At 59.4% G+C, this 24,464-nt stretch carries 26 protein-coding genes and 1 pseudogene; 6 read left to right on the plus strand and 21 right to left on the minus strand.

Translation table 11 applies throughout. The features are described 5' to 3' along the window. Positions 1–2 precede the first annotated feature (2 nt). Both ACT6VE_RS23055 and ACT6VE_RS23060 read left to right on the plus strand, forming a co-directional pair. The gene (locus ACT6VE_RS23055; RefSeq protein ID WP_092160941.1) at positions 3–1,709 is read left to right on the plus strand and encodes a UvrD-helicase domain-containing protein; all 1,707 of its coding nucleotides are present in this window, start codon (positions 3–5) and stop codon (positions 1,707–1,709) included. A 13-nt stretch (positions 1,710–1,722) separates the two neighbouring features. Beyond that, positions 1,723–3,195, plus strand: a complete 1,473-nt coding sequence (locus ACT6VE_RS23060) for an RES family NAD+ phosphorylase (RefSeq protein WP_139219148.1) — start codon at positions 1,723–1,725, stop codon at positions 3,193–3,195. A 180-nt stretch (positions 3,196–3,375) separates the two neighbouring features. On the opposite strand, the gene ACT6VE_RS23065 is transcribed toward ACT6VE_RS23060, so the two are convergent. The 12 genes and pseudogenes from ACT6VE_RS23065 to ACT6VE_RS23120 form a co-directional block, all read right to left on the minus strand. Further along, positions 3,376–5,697: an nSTAND3 domain-containing NTPase gene (locus ACT6VE_RS23065; RefSeq protein WP_092160939.1), complete on the minus strand. Its 2,322-nt coding sequence runs from the start codon at positions 5,695–5,697 to the stop codon at positions 3,376–3,378. Next, positions 5,694–7,742: an ATP-binding protein gene (locus ACT6VE_RS23070; protein WP_092160933.1), complete on the minus strand. Its 2,049-nt coding sequence runs from the start codon at positions 7,740–7,742 to the stop codon at positions 5,694–5,696. Before ACT6VE_RS23070 ends, ACT6VE_RS23065 begins: the two co-directional genes overlap by 4 nt. Continuing rightward, positions 7,739–8,269 carry a hypothetical protein gene (locus ACT6VE_RS23075; RefSeq protein ID WP_092160927.1) on the minus strand — a complete coding sequence of 177 codons (531 nt, stop codon included), beginning with the start codon at positions 8,267–8,269 and terminating at the stop codon, positions 7,739–7,741. The genes ACT6VE_RS23070 and ACT6VE_RS23075 overlap by 4 nt, the downstream gene beginning before the upstream one ends. Then, complete coding sequence (locus ACT6VE_RS23080; protein WP_092160926.1) at positions 8,269–9,588, minus strand: SIR2 family protein; 1,320 nt, start codon at positions 9,586–9,588, stop codon at positions 8,269–8,271. Before ACT6VE_RS23080 ends, ACT6VE_RS23075 begins: the two co-directional genes overlap by 1 nt. Then, entirely contained in the window at positions 9,585–9,956 is a 372-nt protein-coding gene (locus tag ACT6VE_RS23085; protein WP_092160925.1) for an XRE family transcriptional regulator, read from the minus strand. The genes ACT6VE_RS23080 and ACT6VE_RS23085 overlap by 4 nt, the downstream gene beginning before the upstream one ends. A gap of 4 nt (positions 9,957–9,960) precedes the next feature. Beyond that, positions 9,961–10,326, minus strand: coding sequence for a type II toxin-antitoxin system RelE/ParE family toxin (locus tag ACT6VE_RS23090; RefSeq protein ID WP_092160924.1), 366 nt, complete (start codon positions 10,324–10,326; stop codon positions 9,961–9,963). A gap of 43 nt (positions 10,327–10,369) precedes the next feature. Beyond that, the gene (locus ACT6VE_RS23095; protein WP_092160923.1) at positions 10,370–10,786 is read right to left on the minus strand and encodes a thermonuclease family protein; all 417 of its coding nucleotides are present in this window, start codon (positions 10,784–10,786) and stop codon (positions 10,370–10,372) included. After that, positions 10,783–12,036: a tyrosine-type recombinase/integrase gene (locus ACT6VE_RS23100; protein WP_092160922.1), complete on the minus strand. Its 1,254-nt coding sequence runs from the start codon at positions 12,034–12,036 to the stop codon at positions 10,783–10,785. Before ACT6VE_RS23100 ends, ACT6VE_RS23095 begins: the two co-directional genes overlap by 4 nt. A 117-nt stretch (positions 12,037–12,153) precedes the next feature. Then, positions 12,154–12,393: pseudogene (locus ACT6VE_RS23105) on the minus strand (JAB domain-containing protein); the annotation flags it as partial. A gap of 74 nt (positions 12,394–12,467) precedes the next feature. Further along, entirely contained in the window at positions 12,468–13,673 is a 1,206-nt protein-coding gene (locus ACT6VE_RS23110; RefSeq protein ID WP_444800723.1) for an integrase, read from the minus strand. Next, positions 13,670–13,921 carry a hypothetical protein gene (locus ACT6VE_RS23115; protein WP_444800724.1) on the minus strand — a complete coding sequence of 84 codons (252 nt, stop codon included), beginning with the start codon at positions 13,919–13,921 and terminating at the stop codon, positions 13,670–13,672. The genes ACT6VE_RS23110 and ACT6VE_RS23115 overlap by 4 nt, the downstream gene beginning before the upstream one ends. 913 nt (positions 13,922–14,834) lie before the next feature. Beyond that, positions 14,835–15,134, minus strand: coding sequence for a hypothetical protein (locus tag ACT6VE_RS23120; protein WP_444800725.1), 300 nt, complete (start codon positions 15,132–15,134; stop codon positions 14,835–14,837). A 153-nt stretch (positions 15,135–15,287) separates the two neighbouring features. Here ACT6VE_RS23120 and ACT6VE_RS23125 point away from each other — a divergent pair, with 153 nt between their 5' ends. Together ACT6VE_RS23125 and ACT6VE_RS23130 are read left to right on the plus strand one after the other, a co-directional pair. Then, entirely contained in the window at positions 15,288–15,524 is a 237-nt protein-coding gene (locus tag ACT6VE_RS23125; RefSeq protein ID WP_444800726.1) for a helix-turn-helix domain-containing protein, read from the plus strand. 86 nt (positions 15,525–15,610) lie between these two features. After that, positions 15,611–16,108, plus strand: a complete 498-nt coding sequence (locus ACT6VE_RS23130) for a hypothetical protein (protein ID WP_444800727.1) — start codon at positions 15,611–15,613, stop codon at positions 16,106–16,108. 97 nt (positions 16,109–16,205) lie between these two features. Here ACT6VE_RS23130 and dgt read toward each other — a convergent pair whose 3' ends face one another. The 5 genes from dgt to ACT6VE_RS23155 form a co-directional block, all read right to left on the minus strand. Then, entirely contained in the window at positions 16,206–17,654 is a 1,449-nt protein-coding gene (gene dgt / locus ACT6VE_RS23135; RefSeq protein ID WP_444800728.1) for a dGTP triphosphohydrolase, read from the minus strand. 13 nt (positions 17,655–17,667) lie between these two features. Continuing rightward, positions 17,668–17,850: a hypothetical protein gene (locus ACT6VE_RS23140; RefSeq protein WP_444800729.1), complete on the minus strand. Its 183-nt coding sequence runs from the start codon at positions 17,848–17,850 to the stop codon at positions 17,668–17,670. A 326-nt stretch (positions 17,851–18,176) separates the two neighbouring features. Beyond that, the gene (locus ACT6VE_RS23145) at positions 18,177–18,407 is read right to left on the minus strand and encodes a hypothetical protein (protein ID WP_444800730.1); all 231 of its coding nucleotides are present in this window, start codon (positions 18,405–18,407) and stop codon (positions 18,177–18,179) included. Positions 18,408–18,454: 47 nt separating this feature from the next. After that, the gene (locus ACT6VE_RS23150) at positions 18,455–20,740 is read right to left on the minus strand and encodes a sialidase family protein (protein ID WP_444800731.1); all 2,286 of its coding nucleotides are present in this window, start codon (positions 20,738–20,740) and stop codon (positions 18,455–18,457) included. After that, the gene (locus tag ACT6VE_RS23155) at positions 20,740–21,036 is read right to left on the minus strand and encodes a hypothetical protein (protein ID WP_444800732.1); all 297 of its coding nucleotides are present in this window, start codon (positions 21,034–21,036) and stop codon (positions 20,740–20,742) included. Before ACT6VE_RS23155 ends, ACT6VE_RS23150 begins: the two co-directional genes overlap by 1 nt. A 143-nt stretch (positions 21,037–21,179) precedes the next feature. On the opposite strand from ACT6VE_RS23155, the gene ACT6VE_RS23160 reads away from it, so the two are divergent. Together ACT6VE_RS23160 and ACT6VE_RS23165 are read left to right on the plus strand one after the other, a co-directional pair. Continuing rightward, a complete protein-coding gene (locus ACT6VE_RS23160) occupies positions 21,180–21,446 on the plus strand; it encodes a hypothetical protein (protein ID WP_444800733.1) in 267 nt (88 codons plus the stop codon). A gap of 113 nt (positions 21,447–21,559) precedes the next feature. Beyond that, positions 21,560–22,180, plus strand: a complete 621-nt coding sequence (locus ACT6VE_RS23165; RefSeq protein WP_444800734.1) for a hypothetical protein — start codon at positions 21,560–21,562, stop codon at positions 22,178–22,180. A 394-nt stretch (positions 22,181–22,574) separates the two neighbouring features. On the opposite strand, the gene ACT6VE_RS23170 is transcribed toward ACT6VE_RS23165, so the two are convergent. The 4 genes from ACT6VE_RS23170 to ACT6VE_RS23185 are packed head-to-tail and all read right to left on the minus strand — an operon-like array spanning position 22,575 to position 24,385. Next, the gene (locus ACT6VE_RS23170; protein ID WP_444800735.1) at positions 22,575–23,066 is read right to left on the minus strand and encodes an HK97 family phage prohead protease; all 492 of its coding nucleotides are present in this window, start codon (positions 23,064–23,066) and stop codon (positions 22,575–22,577) included. Further along, the gene (locus ACT6VE_RS23175) at positions 23,066–23,266 is read right to left on the minus strand and encodes a hypothetical protein (RefSeq protein WP_444800736.1); all 201 of its coding nucleotides are present in this window, start codon (positions 23,264–23,266) and stop codon (positions 23,066–23,068) included. Before ACT6VE_RS23175 ends, ACT6VE_RS23170 begins: the two co-directional genes overlap by 1 nt. Next, complete coding sequence (locus tag ACT6VE_RS23180; protein WP_444800737.1) at positions 23,263–23,865, minus strand: hypothetical protein; 603 nt, start codon at positions 23,863–23,865, stop codon at positions 23,263–23,265. Before ACT6VE_RS23180 ends, ACT6VE_RS23175 begins: the two co-directional genes overlap by 4 nt. Further along, positions 23,858–24,385: a hypothetical protein gene (locus ACT6VE_RS23185; protein ID WP_444800738.1), complete on the minus strand. Its 528-nt coding sequence runs from the start codon at positions 24,383–24,385 to the stop codon at positions 23,858–23,860. Before ACT6VE_RS23185 ends, ACT6VE_RS23180 begins: the two co-directional genes overlap by 8 nt. Positions 24,386–24,464: the final 79 nt, after the last annotated feature.

The raw sequence follows: 24,464 nt of genomic DNA on the forward strand, positions 1-24,464 counted from the left end.
CGATGGTGTTGATGCTTTGCGATCAGCGGCGAAGGCTATTGGAAACTGAGGGCAGCATTCTCGTTCGCGGGGGTGCTGGATCGGGCAAGACGACGATTGCTCTCGCGAAGGCGTGCGCGGATTTGGCAGCGGGCCGGCTCGGCAACACCGGGAAAGCTTTGTTCCTGAGCTTTGCTCGCGCCACCGTCGCCCGGGTCGCGGAACAAGCGACCGCGACCATCCCGCGCGAACAGTTGGCCCGCATCGAGATCAACACCTATCACGGCTTTGCGTGGACGATCCTCAAGAGCCACGCCTACCTTCTCTGCGCGCGGCCCGGCGTCTCGCTCCTTCTTCCGGCTCAAGCGCGAGGGCGTCTCGCGGGTCTGGACGGGGCAGCTCGCTTGGCAAGGCAACGAGAGCTGTTCGATCAGGAGGGGTTGATCGCCTTCGATCTATTCCCCACGCTTTTGACCGAGTTGTTCGCGCAGGTGCCGCTCTTGGCGCAAGCCTACGCGCGGGCGTACCCGCTGATTATCGTCGACGAATTCCAGGATACGAACGCGGCTGAGTGGCAGATGGTCGCCCAGCTCGGTCAGCACAGTCGGCTGATCGCCTTGGGCGATCCGAAACAGCGCATCTATGATTTTAAGGGTGCCGATCCTCGGCGCTTCGATGAATTTATCGAAGCCTTCAGGCCAACGCAGTTCGATTTTTTGGGCGAAAATCGTCGCAGTCCTGGCACGCAAATCACGGACTTCGCTGACGACATGATCGACGGCGTCTTCAACGCGGTCGCCTACACGGGTGTTTCAATCTCCCGCTACGGTGGGCAAAGCCTCAGACCGTTGAAACAGGAAATTCTTCGTGCCGTCGGCCGGCTGCGTCGCGCAAACGAATGGTCTCTTGCGGTGCTCGTTCCGGCAAATGCACTGGCCGTTGGCGTCTTCGACTATATGGCTCGGGCCGATCATGGATTGCCGCGTTACCCCGTGGAGATCCTGGTCTCAGCGGAAGGCCCGATGCTCGCCGCCGCGATGATCGCGCTGCTGCTCGAACCGCGAGATCATCCCGACCACCTCGGTGCGCTGGTGCTTGATAGCCTCGCGGCCTTTGAGTTGGGACGCAACGAAACTGCGTCGGCCGGAGGGATTACCAAGGCCGCGCGCCTGCGGACGATTGCCCGGTCTTTGCGAGCGCAAGGTGATGCCGGGTTTGGCGCTCGCGGCATAGGGCCGGACGTGCGGGCACTGCTGGAGAGCGTCGCCGCGTATCCTCTCAGTGGAGATCCGATGACGGATTGGCGTTCGATACGCGCGATATTTGAGGCGAGCCCTCGCGCTGAGCTGCAGGCGGTCGCCAAAGAAGCTCGACACATGCGGCTGCTGCGCCGCGGAGCGCAGATCGAGAGCCGGTTCGCCGAGGCGTGGCGTGGTCACGGCGCTTATCGGGACGCGCGCGGCCTGTTGAGCGCAGCGGTGGTCGAGGATCAGTTCGCGGCGACGACGCGGCCCCATCACGGAGTGACCGTGATGACGATTCATAAGGCGAAGGGAAAAGAGTTCGACGAGGTGATCGTGTTTGAGGGAGCCTATCAACGCTATTTGCAACCGCGAGGGGCGGATGCAGAGCGATCAGCACGGTTCAACCTCCATGTGGCTGTTACGCGAGCGCGACGTGCGGTGACCATCATGACGCCGCAAGCGAACCCGTGCCCGCTTCTCCCATAGAATAGGATGTCAGGTGCTTAGTCAGGATGAAGTTGAAGAGCTGACGGCAAAGAAGCTGTGTTACCGATGCGTCGGAGAAGACTATCTCAGCGCGGAAATTCGGCGTGATGGTAAGCGTCGCAAGTGCTCGTACTGCGACAGGACGGCTAAGTCATACTTGATTGGGGAGATGGCGGAGCGCGTCGAAGCCGCGTTCGATCAGCATTACGCTCGAACATCCGATCAGCCGACGTCGTGGCAGCAAACAATGCTCAGCGACAGGGAGTCCGAGTACGAGTGGGATCGCGACGGTGAGCAGACCGTCGATGCGGTCATGAACTCGGCCGACATGCCCGAAGCGGCTGCGGAGGACATCCAGCAGATCCTCGAGGACAAGTTCGATGATTTCGACTCTGCCGCCCTGGGTGAGGAAACCGAATTTTCCAGCGATGCATATTACGAGCAGAAGGGAACGAGCGACCAAGCCTGGCAGGAGGAATGGCGCTCGTTCGAGAAGTCGCTGAAAACAGAAGCACGCTTCTTCAGCAGAGCCGCGGCATCCCACTTGGCGGCGATCTTCAACGGAATAGACGTCTTGCGCAGCCGCGATGGTCGCCCGCTTGTCGTCGATGCTGGCCCGGGCACGAGCTTCAGCTCGGTCTATCGCGCCAGGGTCTTCCAGTCCGATGATAAGCTGGAGGCCGCGCTTTGCCGGCCGGATCAGCAGCTCGGGTCTCCTCCGGCGTTCTTGGCTAGCGCGGGGCGCATGAACGCCCGCGGCATATCGGTTTTCTACGGTGCCAATGATCCAACGGCGGCGATTGCTGAAGTCCGCCCGCCGGTTGGAAGCCAGGTGGCCGTGGCGCAGTTCGAGATCATCCGGCCGCTGAAGCTGCTCGACCTGACCGCCCTGAGCGCGGTCAGCGACGGCGGCAGCGTGTTCGATCCCGAGCTTGCCGGACGATTGGAGCGCGCAATGTTTCTGCGCTCTCTCAGCCAGCGGATTACGCGACCAGTCATGCCCGACGACGAACATTTCGAATATCTGGCAACGCAGGCGGTCGCTGATTTTCTAGCAACCGAGGGGGCCATCTCTCTGGACGGGATCATATTTCCTTCGGTCCAGGCGGCCGGCGCAGTTCTCAACGTGGTGTTTTTCCACAAGGCGGCGCGGGTCGAGAAGTTGGCCGTGCCCGTCGGGGCGGAGATCTCGGCGCGCAGCGGGCATATGGAAGAAGATGGCTGGGAGACCGAGTACGAGGTGATCGAAGAGGTGCCGGCGGCGCCGGACGAACCGCCCCCAGTGAAGGAGGAGGCGGCCGGATGGCCGGATTTTGCTTCGTTGGCAGCGATGCAGTGGGGGCCGCCTGATCCCGATTGGCGCGACCCGAGCTTACGGGTCGTTCTCGATAGCGTCGTCGTGCATCGTGTGAGACGCGTCGAGTTCGAAACCGATGAGTTTTCGGTGGCGCGCCGGCGCTGGCAAAAGAGAAAGCCCGACTTCTAGTCAGGCAGCCGCTTTGGGAATGAGCAAAAGCTCTAAAGCCGCGAGGATCGAGACGTCGAGTTGATAGTCGAAACCCGCTTGGGCGGCTGCCGCGTCCCGCAGAGGCCACCCGGTCCCTAGAGCATATTCTTTACCGCCGAGTCGGGCGCATCACGACGCGACCCACCTATGTCTCCGGGATCATTTGTCGACATCGTCGAACACCGAGCGCTTCTTCGTAGTGACGGCGGAAGAAGGTGGCGTCTCCTCCTTCTTCTGCGTCACGATATGAGTCCAGTCGGTCTCATCTTTAGATTCTTCGTCACGTTCCCGCTTACGTTCTTCGAGCGCCTCAACCGAACGCTTCACGTGGTCGCGCGCATCGTCGATGAAGGCCGTGGCGTCGGCGTCGACACCGATCGCCTCAACGTGGTCAAGCACACCGAGAAGCTTCTTGAAATGACTGTCAGGCTCTTCGTCCAGATCAGCGTCTGCGGCGATCTCGTCGATGCGATCTTCTAGCGACGGCAAAATCGTTGCCCGCAGCGCCAGCCCGAGGCCGACGAGGCGCAGCGGCGGGATGAGCGCGAGCATTTCTTCTTCGTCGAAGAAGGAGACGTCGAGGTCTGTGAGCGCAGCAGATTCAAGCTTTTCGGCCGCTTCCGAACGCAGATCATCGGGTAACACACCGAGATGATGGGCTCGGGCGCGAGCGGCAAGTCGGGGGTCGTTGCCGGCCACGTCGGTTTGCCAGCAGGACCGCCGAAGCAGACCGGGAGACTGCTGAATCGCCTTTCCAAACACGGCCTCGCTGGCACGGTAGGACAGAAAGTGGAACAGCATCCAGTTGCGATGCAATTCATCGGGGGTGCGGCCGAGCCTTGCGACCAAGGCGTCGTCGAGAGTGGTCGGGATGATGAGCGCGTCTCGAATAAGGGGCGAGCCCTCGCAGGTGAAGCTGCTGAGGATGGTGTCGATTGTCGCGCCTCGTATGAGCGCCGCCATCATGTGTGGCTTCTGCCGCAGAATCTCGGTCAGGGCGTCGGAAATCGTGGGATGTGCAAAGGTCCAATTCGCGCCGGAGAGTTTCAGGAAAGAGCCTTTTAGCTCAGTGAAACAATCCTGGATCTTGGTGAGAGTGTAGCCAGTCAGCTCAGCGACCGCTTGGGCGGCCGAAGCATCATGGTCGCTGGGATCGAACCCGGTCTGGTGAACATAAACGAGTATGAGCGCGGCTTGCAGCTGATCGTCCAGGGCGTTGACGGTATCGATCAGATGCTCTGTCGGCTCCTCCATAAAGCGAACGAGCGAACTCTCGCGCGGCGCCAGGCCCTTGGTAAAGTTCGGGTCGCCAAGACGCTCGGCTATGCCGGGGAGGAAGTCGCGAACGGCAGCGACCGCGGCGAGGTGGGGCTTGACGCTCGAACGCCAGCTTTGGCTCTGCTCGCCGAAATTCAAATGATTGTAGAGGATCTGCGCCTTCTCCTCAAAGGTCAGTTCGCCGACATCGACCACGGCGCTGCCATCAGCGAACTGGGCAAGGTTGCGCTGCCCGAGCCGCCGTCGCGCCGCCTCGTAGATGTGCTTGCGGGAGGTCAGGAGAAAACGGTTACCGTGCTTGATCGCCGCCCTCAGCTTCGAGAAGGCCGAAGTCCAGTCCTGCACGTAATCGTCGCGCAGCACATTCGAGCCAAAGGCGTCGTCGATCCAGAAGAAGCGGCCCGGGTCGTTTGGATTCCAGCCGGCCTCGAAATCGCGAGGACTGGTCAAAGCGAGGACTGTGTTGTCGGGATTTTCCGAAGCGATTGTCGAGATGATGGCACCAATCGCCGATTTACCGCTGGACGGGTTACCGAGCAGCAGCACCACGCCATGGTTGGAAATCGCGTTGATCGCGTCGCGATGGGCCTGCGTCGGAACATAGGTACGAAGCTTCGGAATCCAGCTGTCGAGCAGCGCACGACTCTGTTCGCTAAGCCTTTCGTCGACGATCGATGTTAGATCCCCTAGGCCGTAGACCTGCGGGACGAGCGCGCGCAGGCGCGCGCTGCTTCTGATGACCCGAACGATATACTGGCGGCCGAGAATGTGCGGCTTGCGTACACCGAGCGCGCGAAGCCTGGCGCGCATGGCGGCCGCGACGGGTGCGTCCACGCTCATATTGGTCATGAAGGCATAGGTGTCGGCCTGGCCGGCCTTGACCAATTCCTCGACGTTACCGATCTCGGTGGAGAGGTCGCTGGCCTTCAGGGCCTTTGCGGCCTCCGATGTATGCTTGCACTGCACCGTGCCGATCGGCGGGGCGTCGCTTCCCGAGGAGATGAGGAAGACCGCGTCCTGGCCACCGTCCTGGGCTTCGCGGAAGATTTCCACGGGCCGGCCCAGCACGACTTCGCATACCTGCGAGCAAAGATCCTGAAACGCGCGCCAGCCGATGGTATGAAGCGCCAGGTCGCTCCAAGGGCCGTGCGCTTGACGCTCGCGCGATGCCGGAGGTTCGATTTGCGCGCTCTCGGCCTTCATGCAGTGACAACACCACGTAGAACACCGACCGGCATTGGATGGATTTCTTGGTCAATGACAACGCTTGTGGCGCCGAGCGGACCAAGGTCGATATCGAAACGCCGGCCTCCCTCCGTCGCGGTGCTAACCAAGCGCCGGCACAGCAGATCGGCCAGCGCAGGGTCCTCGACGGCGCAGATGATCTGGCGCCCATCCAAGCGGAGAGCGGCGAGCACTTCGACCAAGTGAAGCGCCCGGAAATCATCGATATGTTGAACGGGATCGTCGAGGAGGAGAGACCTGAGTGGCGTCCAAGCGCGCGCAAGATGGACTGAGAGAAGGAAGGCCAAACCTGCTGCGCGGCGCTGGCCGCTGCTGAAGACAAATTGCGGGTTCAGGCCGTCTCCGACCTTGAGGCTGAGAAATCGACGGACGTCGCCGCGGATGCTGTAATCGATCGTCCGCCAGTCGGCATGCGGTCGCAGGCGCTGATAAAGTTCGTTGAGTAGCGGACTGATCTGAGCGAGCCGTTCATCAATGATTTCCGCGCTCACGCGCCTAACCGAGCGTTCGATCTCACGAGCTGCTGTGACGGCGTTCTGCGACTGGCTTACCGCTCCGGCCAGTTTCTCTATTTCAGCTCGCAGAGCCGAGATGTTGCTTTCGATCGACGACATCCGCGAGACCGCTTGAGACGCTTCCAGGACCAGAAGCGCGCGCTCAAGATCAATGAAACGGTCGCGTTCGACAGAGATGGCCTGCTCCAGCCCGTCAGGATCTTGGATGAAGCGGTGATCGAGCCCCCACTGCGTGTAGAAACCGACATGCGCGGCTTCCTGGTCGCGCAACTGGCGCAACTCGTCTGCATGACCTTCGACTACAGCGGCCGCTGCCTTGAAGGCCAAGCTGGGTTGCTGTGCGTTCTCCTTCGCGGCCGCGAGAGCATCGCGGGCTCCCTGAACGCCCGACGCCAGCGAAATAATGCGGGACCGGGCTGCGGCTAGACCTGCTGCGAACTCATCCAACGTCCGGTGGGCCGCACAAAGTGGGCAATGATCGTCGTGCAATCCGAGGCGCTCACCGTGCTCTACGAGAATGCTCAGAGAGGCCGCGATCGCGTCAACCTCTTCCTCACGGCCGAGGCGCTGTTCGGCATCCGAAACGGTGTTCTGGGCGGACTCGTGGTCGCGCTGGGCAGTCTCATGCGCAACCGATGCGGCCTCGCGTTCGGCAAGCGCCTCCGGTGCGTTAAAGGCGGCCTGTGTCGCTGCGACTTCACGACCGAGTTGAAGCGCTTCCCCCATCCGGGCCAACCGGGCGCGTGCGTTCGCCAACGCATTTCGACCTGCGATCAGGCGAGCACTCAGCTCGGGGGGCGCATCTGGGGCCGCTGTGGCGATCACCTGAATTGCGGCGGAGACATCACCTGACCGGCTCAGTGCGGCTTGCGTCTCCGACTGCTGCGTAAGCCTGTCGGCCAGCCGCGTGCGAGCATTGTCATAGGCGGCTTCATCCTTGGCGTGGGCAGCTTCGGCGGCCGCCACGACTTCCTTTGCTCTGCTGCCCGCTTCGGAGCCTTCCACTGCGCCGAGTGCCGATCGGACGAGATCGAACCTCTCCGTTTCGGTAAGGTCCAGGCTGAGCGCCGCGATCCATTCGTCGCGGATGATCGACGTCCGGGTGAGCTGACGAAGCGCGTCGTCCGGCGCAGGACCGCGGCAAAGCGCAGCTTTGATCTCCTCTGGCGAACGATCGGAGCCGGACTCCCGAGTCCGCTTGATAGTGAATGGTTTCCCGTCATCGTCGATAAACGAAGCCGTAACATAATGGGCTTTGGGCACACCTTCGCCACGCCACCAGAGATAATCGCTGAGGCTCTCTTTCGCGGCTTTCTCGACGGCGTATTTGTCGATGGAGCCGGTGATCGCAAATTCGACTGCATCGCATAGCGTGCTCTTGCCCACGCCGTTGCGGCCGGTGATGACGGTGAAGCCACGACCGAAGTTGATTCGGACGAGATCCCTAAATCCGCGAAAACCGCATATTTCGATGAAATCGAGCCTCACGAAGTCGCTCCCAATATGCGAGCGACCTCTGCGGACGACGTGTCATTGAGGAACGCCGTGACGGCGTCCGCCGGAATATCTTTGAGCCGGGTGCGAAGTCTCGTCTCGAAGTTAGACGCGCCGAGCAGTGGCTTCGAGCGGATCGAGAGCAACGGCAGCAGCGCCTTTTCGACGTCTTCCGTTGTCGTGATCGAGGCTCTAGCGATCTTTCGCGTGAGAGAAAAATCCTCTTCGATTCGCTCGATCTCTCGTCCGCGGCGCGGATCCTGATCGGGGGTCAGCAAGACCGAATAGACGTTCCAGGCCTTTGCTCCGGCGCCGCGCAACGAAGCGGCATGGCGTGCAAGAGCAACCTGTTGATTTGCTTTCCAGCCACCGAGGAGCGCGTCCGCGGTGTCGAAGACATGGACAAATCCCATCAGCGCCGCGTTCTCGAAGCAGGTTACGGGACCTGCGGAGCCGGCCCATGTCCATGTCTCGTACTGGGCGTCGCGTAGGACGATTTCGGCTTGTATAAAGATGTCCATTAGATGCCCAGCGCGCCTCTTGCCCCTTGGAGGTCGAACCATTCGCCCGCCGCGTCAGGGCGAATGACGTCGCCTGCGCGCCCGCTGCGAACCACGTTGTCCGGGACGCCCAAGTCGGTCGCACCGACCGCAACAACAATGTCCGACTGCATCGCAGCGGGCGGTTCAACAAACTTTCCCCGCAGCGTCCCGAGGATGGACTGCGTCCCGTTGATGACGCGAATGCTTCGACCGTTTAGCTCATAGCCATCGGCGCGTTGTACGGCTCCAGCCTGGCGCAGCAGCAGATGAAAAAAGCCCAGCGCCTCGGGACTGCCGGGGCGCAGCAGCTTCGCCGGCTCCGCCGCCGGAACGCCTTCCGCATCTCGCCTGAGGCCATACAGCGCCTCGCTGTCGAAATCCCCGATTTCAAGCCATGCCGGATCGCAATCGACGCCGGTCGCTTGCTCGAAGGCCGCCCGTCCAGCGTCGAGGACTTGGCGCAGATAGTTTGATGAGAACGCGCGGCGAAGCTCGTCCAAGGCCACGGCTCCCGACTCCTGGACATGCTCAAAGGTCACGTTTTGCGCGTGCGCTATCTGCCAAAGCTGCGGCGCCTTCTGCTCGAGCGCGTTTGTCGCCGAGAGATCGATGACCGTTACAGACAGAGGCTGCACGTCTATCAGGGCTTCGCCGATTACGGCGTTAAGATATTCCCAATCCGACCAGAACCCGACGACGAGAAGATCCTTATGCCGAAGGTTCGCTGCCATCCACACCTTGCTTCGGGCAATGCGGGCGGAAATCGTCGGATCGTCGAGCTGCGACGTCGCCCAGACGGTGGATGGCCTGTCGCGGTGGGAGCAACCATGGAATTTCAGCAAGGGTGCCTGACGAATGGCGTCGCCAATGGCCTCGTCGCCGTCGAGCGAGCCGCGAAAGTCAGCGCCATAGTCCCATGCGCGACGTTCGATCAAAGTGTCGTAATTGCTCGATATGCCGGCGACGGCGGCGCGGGTGATAAGGAAGTCCGCTATCGCGGCGTGCCCTGTGTTGGAAGGGCGCACGAAAGCAGGCCAAGGCACCAGATGTTCGATGAAGACCGACTGCAGGGTGCTCAGGCCGGCAAAGTGCTCAGCGAGAGCCTCAAGATTATCCCGAAGAACAAGGTCGCAGGTCGGGTCCGATTCAAGACGGTATTTGTCGAAACAGCGCTCGGCGACCGCGCGCGCTGACGGCAGGCTGCTCGGTGGCGCCATTGACAGCCCAGCACCGCAGACAACCAGCAGGCGGCCCGCATTCATGGAAGCTAGAAGCCGAGCGATCGTCTGAGGAGTCAAGCAATCCTCCGTCGAGGCCCAGCCCTGCGACCAGACGCTTTCGTGGTCGGCTGAGCGAGATCGCCTAAATGTTCGATCCGCACCGGAGGCCGGGCCGGTAGCTTCACCGTTAGTTCGAGCTTCCCGCCAATCGCCTCGACGTAGCTACGCAGCGTCGAGAGATACATATCCGCCTGGTTCTCGATCTTGGAAACGGAAGGTTGTTTGATGTTGAGGGCCGTTGCGACATCTTCCTGGGCCTTGCCGGCGATCTGCCGCAATTCGCGGAGTCCTTCGACCTCCTGCCGAAGCTCGTCATAGCGCGCTTCAATCTGCTCCTGCTGGTCGCGGGGCAGGGAAGCAATGACCTCATCGAGGCTCCGTCCCATAGGATCATCCTTTCTTCGCAGATTTCAGGTTTCCCAAATGATCGGAAAACCGGCTGTCCGCCTTTGCGATAAGCTGCTTGTAGAAGCGCTTCTGGCTGCCGCCCGATTTGTCTCCCGCGACGAGAAGAATAGCCTTCCGTTCGGGATCGAAGGCGAAGGCAGCACGCCATTCGCCATCGGCAGCCGAGAAACGCATCTCCTTCATGTTAGCGTGTTTCGAGCCTTTGAGCGTGTCGGCATAGGGCCGACCGAGCTGCGGGCCGTATTCGCCCAGCAGCTTCGCGACCGCCAGCAATTCGGTCTGGACCTCGCGCTCGAAAGCCAGAAACTCCGCCTCGAAGGCATTATGGAGTCTGACGTTCCAAGTCATATAGCCTCCAAGCTATATCGAGTCAATGGTGAGATGGATCGCATCAGTTGCCGCCCTCGGCTACGCCGGCCTGACGCAGCAGGTCGCCAAGACTGGCTCCGCTGATCCGGCAGCGCGCGATAACGCGGTCAAAGGACCGGACACGGCCGCCGTGCCCGTGCTCGGATGCGCATATGACTTCGCGCTGTAGGGCCAGGCGTTCGAGCGCCGCCTTGGCCGCAGGACCGCCGGGAGTGTGTAGTTCCGGGGCATTGAAATCGGCGAGGCGGACTTCAATCCACTCATTGGGGTCCGCCGTTCGCCCGACACAGAGGCCGTCGCCATCTCCCACATATCGGACGATGCCGGAGAACTGGACGCCTGCCCGCGTGGGGAGAGTGCCTTCGCACGGATCTGCGTGGGCCGGGGCGGCGTAGCCGAGCGTGGCGGCGGCGGCCAGCACGAGAAGCCGACCGCTCACGCTGCCTTCTTCAAGGCGCCGTCGCCTTTCTTCTTTGCCAGCATCGCGCGGACGAATTTGTCCCACTTCGCCATGCCGGCCCGCTTCTCGGGCATGTAGTTCCAGCGGTCGTAGTTCTTGGAGCTGACGTCCTGAAGCGCGTGGTTCTGGAGACGGTCGCGGATTTCCTTCGAGACGCCCGCCTTGCCCGCCAAGGTCTTGAAGGTGCGGCGGAGATCGCGGTTCGTCACATAGGGGATGACGCCGCGATCGCGCTGGCGCCACATGAACGAGTAAAGCGTGCCATGGCTGACCGGCTTCGACGGATCCGTCGCGGATGGGAAGAACCAGCCATATTCGTTCACGTTGATGGCTTCGAGCAACTCGGCGGCGAGCGACGGCACTGGGACGGCATGCGGCTGAAGGTTCTTGGTCTTTGACCAGTCGATGATCCGCTCCTTGGCATCCCATTGGTCGATGTGGAGGCGAGCGATTTCCTGGACCCGCTGGCCGGTCAGCATGAGAATGCGAACGGCGCGGGTGTAGGGCGGGTGGATGGGCGTGTCGGGGCTTTCCAGCCAGCGATAGAGACGGACGAACTCGTCCTCGTCGAGCCAGCGCGTGCCCTGGACCTTGGGTTCGGTCGGAATGCCTGTGGCCGGATTGAAGGGAATTCGGAAACGGCGTGGCGAAGTGTTCCGATAGTCGTTGTCGGACTTCATGCCCCAGCCAAAGGCTGCGTGAATATAGCCGCGGACGTGGTCGGCCATCGCCCGTGCCCCACGGTCGTAGATTGGTCGGATCACCTCGACGATCTCATCGGGCTCGATCTCGCGAGCGAGACGGTTGCGGCCAAGCGTGTCGGCGATCTTGTTCAGGCCTTTTTCCGTTTCCTTCCACGACGGCTTGCCTGCGCTCTTGAGCGAGGCGACATAGCCCTCGAACAGGTCGGCGACAGTTCCGGGCCGCGTATCGGTCGCGATCCTGATGCTCCGGCCCTTCTGGATGACGTCGGCATAGTCGCGCTTGAAGATCGCGCGCGCTTCGACGAGGGGCATGGATGGATAGGCGCCGATCTTCTTTTTGGCGCGCTTGCCGTCGCGCCATTGCTGCGCCATCCAGTCGGCGGTCACGCGCTTGGGCATGGGCTTCAGGACGAGGACGAGCCGTCCGGTCCCGCGCCCTTCGCCGTCGGCGAGGTTTTCTTGCTTCTGGCTCGCTTCGACCCGCTTCAACGCATGTCGGATCGCGGTATCGGTCAGGCTTGGCATCACGTTTCTCCTGTCCCGCAACTGGGATCGGTCAAGGAGAAACGGGGATCGTTTGCTGGGGGCGGAATGCCGTTTCTTACCCCTTAAACCGCCCCCAATTTGCCAAAACCGCCCCCACTACGCAAGACCAAAAATACGCGAATTTCCTAGTGATTCAGCGTGCTTGTGCGTGATCCAACGTGATCGATTTGAGCGAGTGGGATGGTTGTGCACGAGGATGACCGCCGTCGCCGAAAGTTCCAGCGCCCGGCGCACCACTTCACGCGGGTAGACCGGCGTGTGATCGACCGTGCCCAGCCCCTGCACCTCGTCGGCGATCAGCGTGTTGCGCTTGTCGAGGAAGAGGATGCGGATGTGTTTCTCGGTATCAAAAACCATAACTCCTCCAATGTATTAGCGGAGACGTCCTCCAAACGTCCCCGCCTCGTCCCTCACTCGTCGTTCTCTGTCCGTTTCTCCAGTCGCATTTTGGCAACGCGACTGGTTTGCTTGATCGTGCCGCGGTTATAGCGGGCACTGGTCTGCCGGTTCTTATGACCGGCCGATTTCATCACGTCTGTCTCAGCCGCGCCAAGGTCGAACGCTTCTGTAATGGCGCCGGCACGGGCATCCATGTTCCAGACAGTTCTAGGAATTCCTGCTTTATCTGCAACCTTTCGCCAGCGTTCCGTGAACTTCCGATTCTTGTAGGGCACGCCCGTTGCCTCAGAAATGATCATAGGCCCGACGCGTTTTTCAAGTGGAACGCGGGCGATCTCCTCCAGGACCCATGGGTGAAGCCTCAGGTCGTGCTCGACTGCAAATCCAGTCTTCGTGTGCTTCTTCCGAAGGATTAGATCACTATCTATGTCAGACCATAGAAGCCCATTCACCCACCGTGTGTCCTTATAGGTGATGCCGCCTTGCTCGACGCTGGCGACGGGCTCCCATTCACCCACCACGTCCTTCTGGCGCATCGTAAGCGCGAACTGCAGTGTTGTCGCCAACGATATCGACGGATAGCCCTCGGCGTGTCCAGCCGCCCGAACGGCGAGAACGTGCTCGTCGGTCATGATGGCTGTTCGGGCCGGGGGAGTTTTAAACCGGATCTTGGATAGGATGGTGTCGGCACGGAAGCAATCTTCGTAACCAAGCGTAACGCCATAGCCCATGAGCTGCCTGACCGCGTCAATGGCATGCTTTGCTCGCCAGGGGCGAGGAGGCTTACCTGCCTCCTTAGGCTGAGCCCATTGCGCGTGCCAGCGCTTGAAGTCTGGCCCGAGGAGCTTTGCGATTTGACGATCGCCCACCGTCCGCTCGATGATGACCAGCGACTTTAGCACGTTCTCCCGGCTGTTCCATTTCATCGACAGGAAGGGGGAATCAGCATTTGTCTGGAATAGACGCGAAAGGCTTTTGATTGTGCCGTCAAAGCTCGGTTTCGCAGGCCCGGTTCCCGCTGCCCACGCGAGCATTTCGGCTTGGAGGATCTGGCACCGCGCGGAGAGTTGCCGGCGCCCATCCGGAGTGTCGGGGTAGTGAAGGCGCACAGACGACGGGCGGAAACCGCGTTTTGCGATGTCCGCCCTTGCCTCCCAATATTCTCGGTACGTGCCGTCCTTGTTTTTCTTTCGCTTGAGTCCTGGAGTGTCCGTCAATTCCAGTTCTCCAATCCATCGACAGAGGCGGGCAGGGCGGCTTGATTGAGGCCGTGCCTGCGATCCAACCAAGCGCGAACCGCCGGCCAGTAGCGGCAGCCAGTCATGGGATCCACACGCGGCAGCCCGTCGCGTTCCCAGAGCGTAGCAAGGGCGCTCCATTGCGTCTTAGCCTTCCCGCCCAAGACGCGAGCGGCGATCGACGCTTCGGAGAGGTAAAGCGGATTGTTGTCGTTTGCCGGGTGCATCTTGTTCTCCTCTGCAGGCGTGCGGAAGCGGACGCCAGAGTGGCGCTATTGGTGGATTAGGAATGTGGGGAAGGGGCCGCCCGCTCCGGAGAGGCGGACGGCCTGGCGCAAGCGGGGCACGAGGGCACGGACCAAGAAGCGCGCACCACAATTACATTAACACATTCTAATGATGTAGGCCAGCGCTCCGCGCATGCAGGGGCGGGGGGTGTGCCGAACATTTGCTCTGGCCCGCGCTGTGTTCACGCACTGGCCCTCAGATTGTCATTCGCCGCGGTCGGCGGTAGGCGGCGCAACCCCGTCTTAATCAGGCTGAGTGCCACCAGTACCGAACGAGGCGGCGCAACAGGATTCTTGCGTCGGGTGCTAATTCGGGCCGGCAGCTTCATCTTCTTTCCTCCTCGGGCGCGTGCGTGCGTGATCTTCTCCGACCCTCGCGGGTCGCAGGCTTAGGTCTTCTTATGGGCTGGATACTCATGGGTGCTCTCCTCTGTTGTCGAAGAGAACATGACCGATTCCGAAATCAGAGTTTACGCAAACAAATGGTATTTCTTTTCTGGCTAGTCCGGTCCGATATCGTCGTAGAACGCGACGGCCCTCTGTACGTGCCTTTCGCTGAATCCGAACTGCTCAGCAGCGGCCTCAATTGAATCTTCGTATGACAAGCCGTCACGCCTCAAGTCGTGAAATACTTCCCCAATTTCAAACCAAAACCGGGGCAGGCTTTTCCTTCTGCCTCTTTGTCGCTTCGGTGGTCGCAAAAGATCCGCGGCCAATCCCTGCACGACTCTGTCAGCGGTTCCCTTGCGCAGCAGTTCCGCCGCCAGCCGCTTGGCATCTTCCGTTCGTCCCTCCGATATCGCCGAGCGAATAGGATTCGCTTGGATGCTGAAGCTGAGCGGTAGTTTCGCCATTACTGGGTGAGCCGAGGCAGAGCGCCGACCGTCGCCAGCACGAGTTCGGCGCGCGTCGACGGAGGTGGTACATCCTGCCATGTACGATCATGTGGGAAGTGGAAGGACTGGGCTGCAGTGTTGCAGGGCGCCGTTTCCCGGTCCCTCCAGGCTTCGCCATACAGTTCGATGCGGAGCAGCCGAGCCTCCATGGCTAGCCACTCGAGGTAAGCCTCTCTTGGGTCCGGTCTTTCGTTGTCGTTCAGGGCAAGCAGTGGCTGTGGTTCAGATGCGGTGACGGTGGTTGCGACATTTAACATCTATTTCCCCTTCGATGATTCGCGACGTTTTTAGTTCATTACAACGTTATTAGTTGCAATGAACATGTCAATCAAAATCGTTGCCTCCAACTTATTTTGTTGGCATAGAGGACCGGCGCACCACCGATGCGCCCACCACGTCGAGGAGAAAGCATGACACCCGAGCAAAGCCGCGCTGCCCGTGGCCTTCTTAACTGGACACAAGCAGAACTCGCCAAGGCGGCTACGGTCGGGCTTTCAACAGTGCGGTCCTTCGAAACAGGCACCCACACCCCTGTTCCCAATAACCTTGCCGCGATGCGTGGAGCGCTCGAGTCTGCTGGGGTATCCTTCCTTGCAGACGGAGACCCCTCTGTCGGAGCGGGCGTTTCTCTTCACGAGCGGCTTTGACAAAATTGTAAAAATGCACTGCGCAGAACTGCGATTGACTCCCCCGTGATCGCTCGCCATAAAGTTGAGAAAACACGGAGGTAGATATGAATCTTGCAAGTGCTAGCACGACGACGGAACAGTCCGCCCACGCTGATGAAGAAAACGACGTCTTGATTCGAAGCTATACGTCCGTTGGAACTCTCCAGGCGATTGGGAAGGTTGAGGTGGAAGCGCGTGAGACGGTCATTCCAGACCGCCGCCACGTCGTCAACTTTGTCCGTGTTGGCTTAGAGTCGATGGGTGACTATCCCCAAGCCGCAGCGGCACTGATACAATATGACCATCTTCCGAAATTGCTTCGCTCCCTCGATAAGCTTGCAGCAGCCAACATCAAGACCGACAGATTCGCCTTCTCAGAAGTAGAATACGAAGTGGATGGTTTGAAAATCATCGTATTCAACGACGGTAACGGGAAGATCATGTTTGTGATTTCAGTCGATAACGTCTCAGTTCATTTCAATTCGTTGGCGCGCCTGGATGAGTTCAAAGCTCTTCTCTCGCGTGCGAAAACTCATCTCGACAGTAGAAAGATTGAATTTTAGGCCCACCGCGCCGCTGGATCACACGTAGACCGCATTAAAGCGCTGATGGCTGCGGGCAGGGCGCCGGTTTCATAGATCAGCTTGCGCGTTGCAACGGTCAAAGCGGCTTGTGCATCGTCATACCGTTGGCACCGAAAAGTCGGCTGTAAAACTCGACAGCATAGCGGTCAGTCATTCCTGCTATGAAGTCGCATATTGTACGAGTTTTTCCAAGACCGTCACTCTTCTTGTAAATTTCACGGAAATCAGGCGGCATTAGCCGCTCTCCCGTCCCCGTGCTAATAACTTCGAAAATCCTCTTAATAACGTCTTTTCCGCGATACTCAACGACCTGAAGCATCGGAGATCGAATGACGGCTTCAAACGTAATATTTTTTAGCACTTCGACATATAGGAAGGTTTTTATATCCAACTTTGCCTGATGTAGTTGTGGAAACGTTTTGTGTTCTTCTACCTGTACGCCATTCAAAAACATTTGGACAAGTCGTGAGGTGAATTTCGTCCTATGATAGCCGTTTGTCGCATACAATGCCGACAGCTTCTCTGCAGCCATCGTTGAATACATCTTTCGTTTCCCTGGATCGATTTTCCGGTTTTTCAGGAACGCTTCTTCATCTGTGCCTATGGCAAATATTTCACTGAACGCTTCATACAGCATTTCCCGAACATCAGACGCATTGATACGCAACGTTTCGTTCTTGTATTGCTTCTCTATTCTCTCATTGATTGTCTCAACCACCGCTTCATAAATGGATTCCGGGAATGAAAATAAATCTAAAGGACCATGAATCCCGCTCTTGAATATATCTTCTAAATCATAAGTTGAGTATGCTATATCGTCCGCGATATCCATAATCGAGCACTCTATAGTTTTGAAATCTATAAGATCCTGCTGTCCGATGGTGTTAAATTTTATCTTTTTGACTAGCTCTTCATCAGATTTATAATAACCCTTCATGGGCTTGTTCTGCTTGTCGGTCGGACGCTCTTTGCTGCCTATGGGAATTACCCGGTCATATTTTAGGACCGCCGCTAATGATCGATATGTCAGGTTTAAACCCAGCCGTAAGTCGTTTCCGTCTGCGTCAAACAGCTCTGCGTTGTCGCCGCTCGACTGCTTTTTTTCGAGCGTACTTAGTATTCGCAGCGTCTGAGCGTTGCCCTCAAAGCCGCCGAAATCGCGCATACATTCATCGAGTGCCTCTTCACCGTTGTGACCGAACGGTGGATGACCCAAATCATGGGCGAGGCCCGCAAATTCAACGATGTCGAGATTTATCGGCTTGTCTTTGAAATATGGGATAGTGCTATTTAGCCGTATCGCGATCGACTTAGCGATCTGTGCGACCTCAAGTGAGTGGGTCAGCCGATTGCGAAAAAAATCGCTTTCATGTCCTGGGAAGACCTGTGTTTTTCCTTGGAGGCGCCTGAAACTTGCGCTGTGGATGAGGCGCGCATAGTCGCGCCTCGCTTCATCTCTGTATTCTTCGGGATTGGCTAAATCTAACGGCCGAACCGAGTCTCCGGAAGAATACAAGTCCAGCATGAGATACCCACAGTCATTTCACCTTCTGATTGACCGTAGTTGCCGACTTTTCCTTCGTCAAGCTCCACTTACCTGTAGACTGTTCAATGGACGTGCGTAACGTTTTCAACTCGCTGACAGCGGCGCGATAGACAGGATCTTTATCCGTTGCCGATGAAGGCACCCTATCGTATTTGATTGCCTGTGAAGTTGCCATATGACGCTCCCTCCTTGGATAACGCGCAAGCGCGTGCGCGCAACTGCACACACTTGATATGCTATGGATTGTCCATTGCATTCAGGTTAATTTGGTGTCGTCTTTAACGTCACGGCCGTGGTTCAGTTCCACGTAGTGACGTCGAGTCGTCGCATTACGCCGTATCAACCTTGCTCAAACCGTACGTCACGACCGTTGCTTATGCAAGTCCAACACGTTGCGCTTGTGTCGTTACGTCACAGCGCCGTCGCGCTTCGTCCGTTTCTGCAAAGTCAGTTCTATATGCCTGCGGGCGGCAACCTCGTACAATCGATTATTGAGTGCAATCAATTGCACACGACCCCCACCATCTCCACAGCGACCCGTTCCAGTTCCGCCAATTCCACCGCCGACAATGGCGCCTGCCGCGACGGCGCGCCCATCCGCGGCACCGACAGCGTGTAGCCGCCCTCCCGTCGAATGAGCGCACAGCCAGGCAACGCCAGATCGCCGACGGTCGCGGTGAAGGTCGCCGCCACCCGACCTCTCGCCGGGTGGAAGTTCTCGATCTGGATCATGTTCCCTCCACTGGGCGAGCCGACCGAAGCCGGCCCGCCCCAGGGCGTTAGTTCGTCACCGCCGCGTAGTACGACCCGGAGAATCGCACCGCGAAGGTCGCATTGATCTCGGTCACCACCATTGCGGTAGAACCGGTAGGTCCGCTGCGATAAAGGGCAGCGGTTCCCTGCCCATTTAGTGCCTGGGCACCGCTGAGGTAATTGCCCGCGGGAAGGTTCCCATTGCTGAAGTGCGGCACGAACACAGCCGGACGCAGTACAAGTTGCGACCCAGACGGAACGCCTGCACCAGGCATGGTCAGCCGGGGATTGTTGGCGTCGGCGAGCGTGCCCTTCGTGGCGATCTGCAGGTATCCTTCGAACCGGATGAGATCACCCAGACGGTCATAACGACCAAACTGTGAGGTGTAGGTCGCTTCGTTTCCGAGGGCGCTCATCACGCTCCCGCTCACAAGTCGCGGCGTCCATTTTCGTGCCATCATGACCGACTTCTCGATCTGCATCCGCCGAAGACGAAGCACGCGGCCACCGGAATTGTCCTCCTTCACTTCGAAAACCACCCACTCCCCGCTGGGAAGGCGCTGAGGCACGTGGTAGCCGGACGTCGCTTGCATGTCTGTCGCGCTGTCGAAAAACGAATCGAGCCCATCGCCGCCATTGGCGAGTACGTCCTTCAGCGTTCCGGAGAACCAGCGCATAGTGTCATTTGCGCGACTGCATGTGCCAAGAACAACCCAGACTGTGCCGTACGGATCTCGGACAATGTCCACGGTAGGCGCGACGTCCGCGGTGACACTTCCGAGAACATCAGCAAGCTTCGTCCACGTCGCTCCGTAGTTCTCCGTCACCGCGACCGACATGCCGCCCGCATTTTTACGGCCGATCGCCACGCCGACGTTCCCCCAGAAGGCAACCTCCGTTTCGTTTTCGGCGCTTCCCGAGAAGAGCGCCGCACCCATAGTCCAAGTGGCTCCCATGTCGTCCGAAAGCCAGAGGCGCACGTCATTCGTGTCACTGCGGTACATGGTGAAAACCATTCGGCTTTTGCCGTCGCCAGGCACAACTTTGATGCGCCCGTACGCTCGCGCGCCAGTCGAGGAATGCGTGTAGATTACGGATTCGGACTGCCAGGTCTTACCGCTATCCCTCGATCGCATACGCCGAACTGGCGTGGCCCCTCCGCCGATTGGCAGATCCGTGTAGATGGCGAGAATGTCCCCGGTAGGCGTGATACCGAGACACACATCACGGTAATCACGTCCCGCTGGCGAGGCTACGACAGCCGACGGGCCGGAAACGAGAACACCGTCACCGTCATAGGACCACAGCGTCGCGCCGCCGTCATCGCTGAACATGTACATGATCTGGCTTTCTGCGGCCGTGTGAACCGCGGCACTTCTGAACATCCAATGCAGCCGGTTTTTCGCCGTCTCATAGACCATGGAACCGAAGTGCCAATAATCGTTGACGTTGGCAGTCGAAAGCAAAACTTGAACGTCAGACGATGCAGTGAAATTGGCGCCCGTGACGACCGGATACTCGACAGCCGCCGCGACCCGAGCCGCGGCGATGTCCAGAGCAGCTTGCGCGGCCGCGCTTATGCGATTCGGCCCCACATCCGCGAGATCGGCCCACCAGCCGCCATTCGCGGAATCCGTCCCCTGTTCGTCGGACAGGAACCGATCCGCGCTCCGATGCTTTCCACCGGCAGACGGCTGGCTATCGACGCGGACACGGTAGCCGTCAATTTCATTGATGAAGACACGGTCGATCCGTGCAGGAACCGCCGCTGCCTGCGCGTCTGCGAGCGTCTTGAAGATCAGCGAACCACCCGGCGAAAACATCTCCTTCAACGGGCGCCGCACGTTGTCATCACCAGCGTCGGCCGCTGGCACGAGCGTATCGTACGTTGCGGTATCACCGCCTGCATCAAGTGCATCAATTACCATCTCCGGACCTTCCGGCCCACGGATGTCGAGAGCGTCGCCAATGGCGTCCACGAGGCCGGTCGCGCCGACGTATTTGCCGGTCGCAGGCTTGGGGCCCTCGCCGCCCTGCCAGTCGACAACGCGCTGCACGCGGCGAACTCCGTCGGCCACAGCGGCAAAGACCGGCGTCCAGCCGCGGTTCCCTTTAATGAAGCCGAGATCCGGCCATGCGCCGGCATTCTTCGGGCCGTAGAGTTTTTGCTGGTCGGTGCGGCTATCAAGCCAGAAGTCGCCAATGCGACCGTCGGTCATGAGTGGCGCACGGGCGCCCGTAAGGATACCGCGACCATCAACGCCCTTTTCAGGAGACGCGAGATAGACGGGATTGGAAGCGAAACGAGCCATTAGGCGTCTCCGATGCTGAGAGTGTGACCAGCCGACACGGCCAGATGGGCGGTCGTCTTGTTTTCAAAGAGGATGTCGAGGAGGTAGTTGCCTGCAGGTAGGCCGAGGTCTGCACCGACCTGCAGGGACTGGCCCTCAATGCGGATGTTGCCCGTCGTCGCGGACAGGACTCGCAAATCGGCGCGATCGGCGGCCTTGATGAAGACCGTGACGTTGTGTGCGACAAGGTCGAAATCTGGGAGCTGCATTTCCTCCCGGAACGGCTCGCCGGAGGCTATGGTGAAGTGTTCTGTCATCGTATTTCCATGAAAAAGCGCACCGCCGCAGGGTCGCGGCAGTGGGTGGGGGGAGTGATGTGGGGTTGGGGATAACTGGTTAGTGGCCGGTCGACGCGCGTCGCTGAATCTGATCAGGTGCGCCTTCTCGAACGAGGCCCGCCATGCTCAATATTTTCGCTATCTCGCTCGCCCTGGCCGCTGCGCAGCCAACCGCCGACGACCTCCAGATCGACTTCGAAACAGCGCTGCCGTGCCCTGGACTGGTCGACGGCCGAGAAGTTTGGGAAGGCCAGAAGGCGTTTTTCGTCGCTTCCTACACGAGGGAAGCGATGGAGCTCGACCCCAGCCTGGTGGGCGCGGATGCAGTGTTACGGGACGATAACGATGAGGCAACAGTGCGCGAATTCGAGGCGGCCTGCTCGTCTTAGGCCGCCGCCTCAGCAAGTCTGCCGCGTACTTATTGAGTAGCGGATTTCTGGCGCTTACACTTTTTTCAACAAGGCAGGATAGCAGCTCTCATGGATTGCTGTTGGAGAGAGCTTTGGCCCGAATAGTTGCATATTTTTTTCTGGGATGTTTGGTCGCGCCCTTAGTCATTCTCGTCGGTGCGGGAGGCGACTGGGTGAACTGGCGTTATGTTGAAGTGACCTCAATCTTGCTCGGCTCGGTTGCCATTCTCTCCGCGGGGTTGCAGCTTGGTCGATGGGTGGCTGAGAACCACCTCGAGTTTGCTAAAGTCCGAGTTCACAACCATCTCTCACTATTCAGAGATAACATCTCCCTCATGGGCAAGTGGATTCAGAAAGACCTTGATTACCTTGGCGGCGACCCAAGCAAAATGCTGGAGCGTCAAGACTATTCCGCAGCGCTCGCGTGGGTACAGGCCATTGAAGCAAAAGCTATGGAGGCAACAACGAATGGGTACGAGAAATTCAATCCGTCGGAAATCGTTTCCACTCTCAGTCCAAGCTGCGGAGCTCTAATCGGGGCAAAACGGAACCTCGCTTCGCTAGCGGAGAGCTATGATGAGGTGCGTAATGAATACACTAGGCACCAAAGTGGTTCACGAATGGGAAAGCTAGAGCAAGCGCTCTTAGCGTTATCTCCATTCATGTTTTCTATTGCGGCAGGACTTTCGTTAACAAAGGCTGTATTTCAATAGTGCCTTATATCGAAATCCTCCTCGCCATTACGGCCAATCTAACTGGCGTAGCGCACGCACCGTCCCCCTTCGAAGGAAGTGGATGCCCCCCGCGTACCCGACTTGAAAACCTGCGGGATTTAACGTGCGAGTTCCACGGCGGTCCCTGCTTCTGGTGGTGGTGAGGGAACGCGAGCCCCCCCTTGGGGCCTTCCATTTCCTTCCCGGATCGCTTTTTTGGGAACCGGCGCTGGAGTTTTTCGCACATTTTTCCAATTCAAAAGTTGAGGTCGACGCCAAAAAACGTAATGTTTTCTCGCACGCGCGCGCTATGCGTGATCGCGCGCGAGGCAAATTTCTGTGTTAAGGCTAACGCTCGACGAGGGCGGCGGTACGTGGTCGGACGGGCCTGGACCTAGTGGCCACCCCTCCCACCGCGGCTAGCCATCCTCGCCGCCACTCCGAGGGTGGTGACGTGTGCGCCGCGGTCTACGATAGATACCTCGCCGAGGTTTGCACGATGCACAACCCGCAAGGGGTGTTCGCCGCTTCGATCCCAAGACTCTTGAGTAGCTCTAAAGGCGATCGACCAGCCGGAGAAGCCGCCAAAGCGAGAGCCGTGGAGAAGACGGTCACCGATCTCAGTATCGGGGGGACAGTCGAATTCTACCCACAATCCCACATCATCGCAGCGGAGGCGGAACGATTTGCCCCCACTATCGGTCACGGATTGCCGGCGGTCGTGATTGATGCGAAGCGGCGTCACTGAGGAGAGATGCAGAGAGTAGGGGATGAAGACCTCGTCGTAGTCAGGCCGAACTGACGACCGCACGTTCCATTGGATGGCGTATCCCGCGATGGTGCGGCTGCCTGGTCGCGGTGGTCTGCCGCTCTCGGTGAACCACATCAGATGCCGCGCTTCTTTGCCTCGGCCGTCATGCGCGCTTTCGCACGAGATGCGGGAGTTTTCGAACGGCGTTCCCGCAGGATGCGCGCGACTTCGCGCGGGTCGGCGGGCAGGACTTCGGCCTTACCACCAACAACGGTCGCTCGCATTTCTTGTCTGTAGGTCTCGCGACCAGCGCCAGAAGGCATTATCGTTTTCATGCGATCAAATCCTTCGGAATGTCGTTCGCTGCGATAAAGCCGGCCTCTCGCGCTTCGCGGAGCCAACTGGCTAGCTTGCTGCCCATGTGGCCAAACACGCCGTGCGCTTGCATAGGCGGCATTGCCCCCGCCCATGCGATGTCTTGCCGGGTCAGGTCGTCGATAAGTTCCAGGAGCTCTTGATGAGCGGCGTGGGCCGCCACCAGCTTATCTGCGAGCGCCTTCACGCGCTCCCGATAGTCTGGAGCCACTTCTGCGCAAATGGCGCGGGAAGCTGCGTGCCTCGCGGTCTGGAGGCGTTGCGACGCAATGTCGATCGCGGCACGCAAATCGACGCGCTCCGCCGCGATTGCCTTCAGGCGGGCGGAGATACCGTCCGGTGCCTCGCCATCATCTGGGGTGGCGTCACCAAGTAGAGCCGCAACACGGCTCGTCCTCTCAGCAGAGACGGGACGGTTAGCAAGGCGATAGCGAAGCTCGTTCTCCTCGCCGTCGAGTTTTGAGGCGCCCGCCTTAAGTCGAGCGAGTAGCTCCTTGGCAGCGGCATAGTTGTTGTCTGCCGACTCCAAACTGCGGACGAGTGCGGGTTTTTTAGGCATTTCGTTCCTTTCTAATGAAGTAACGGTCGCGCGTGCGCGGGCGGCCTGAGCGGACCTCAGGGGCGCTAGCGATGGCCGACGCGATGCGAATGAAAATCTCCGGGCCGAAGCGGACTTCTTTGTCGAAATAGGGGCGGCGGACGGTCTCAGGTGGGTAGAAAGTGATGGTTTCAACGCCACCACCTTCGCCGCGGAACGTTACGGATGCTCCGGGTGCATGGGCATCGAGAGTGACATCGAGCACGTCGTTTGGTCGGTCAACGAAGCGGGCGAGAACCTTGCCGAAGGTGGGCCCCCCATTGCCTGGCCTCATCGAAATGTAGTCTTCGACGGCCGGCGAGCCGATTGCTATAGCGACGAGTATGGCGGCGACGTGATCGGCGTGCAGTTGCGAGGGAAAGCCCTGATGCGCAGGTAGCAGACCGCGAGTACGAAGGCGTTGGGCATGACCACGCGCCGAGGCGGGCGGCAGCCGTAACACATCATCGAGAATGACATAAGTTTGCTTTAAGGTGGCCACGTGACCTCCTTTCGGTGTGATGTTTAGGGAAAACGTAGGCGCCCCACGGCGCAAACCGCAGGGCGCTCGATCAGACCCG

Origin of the sequence: Shinella sp. (assembly GCF_052438155.1) — a bacterium.
Lineage (GTDB): Bacteria > Pseudomonadota > Alphaproteobacteria > Rhizobiales > Rhizobiaceae > Shinella.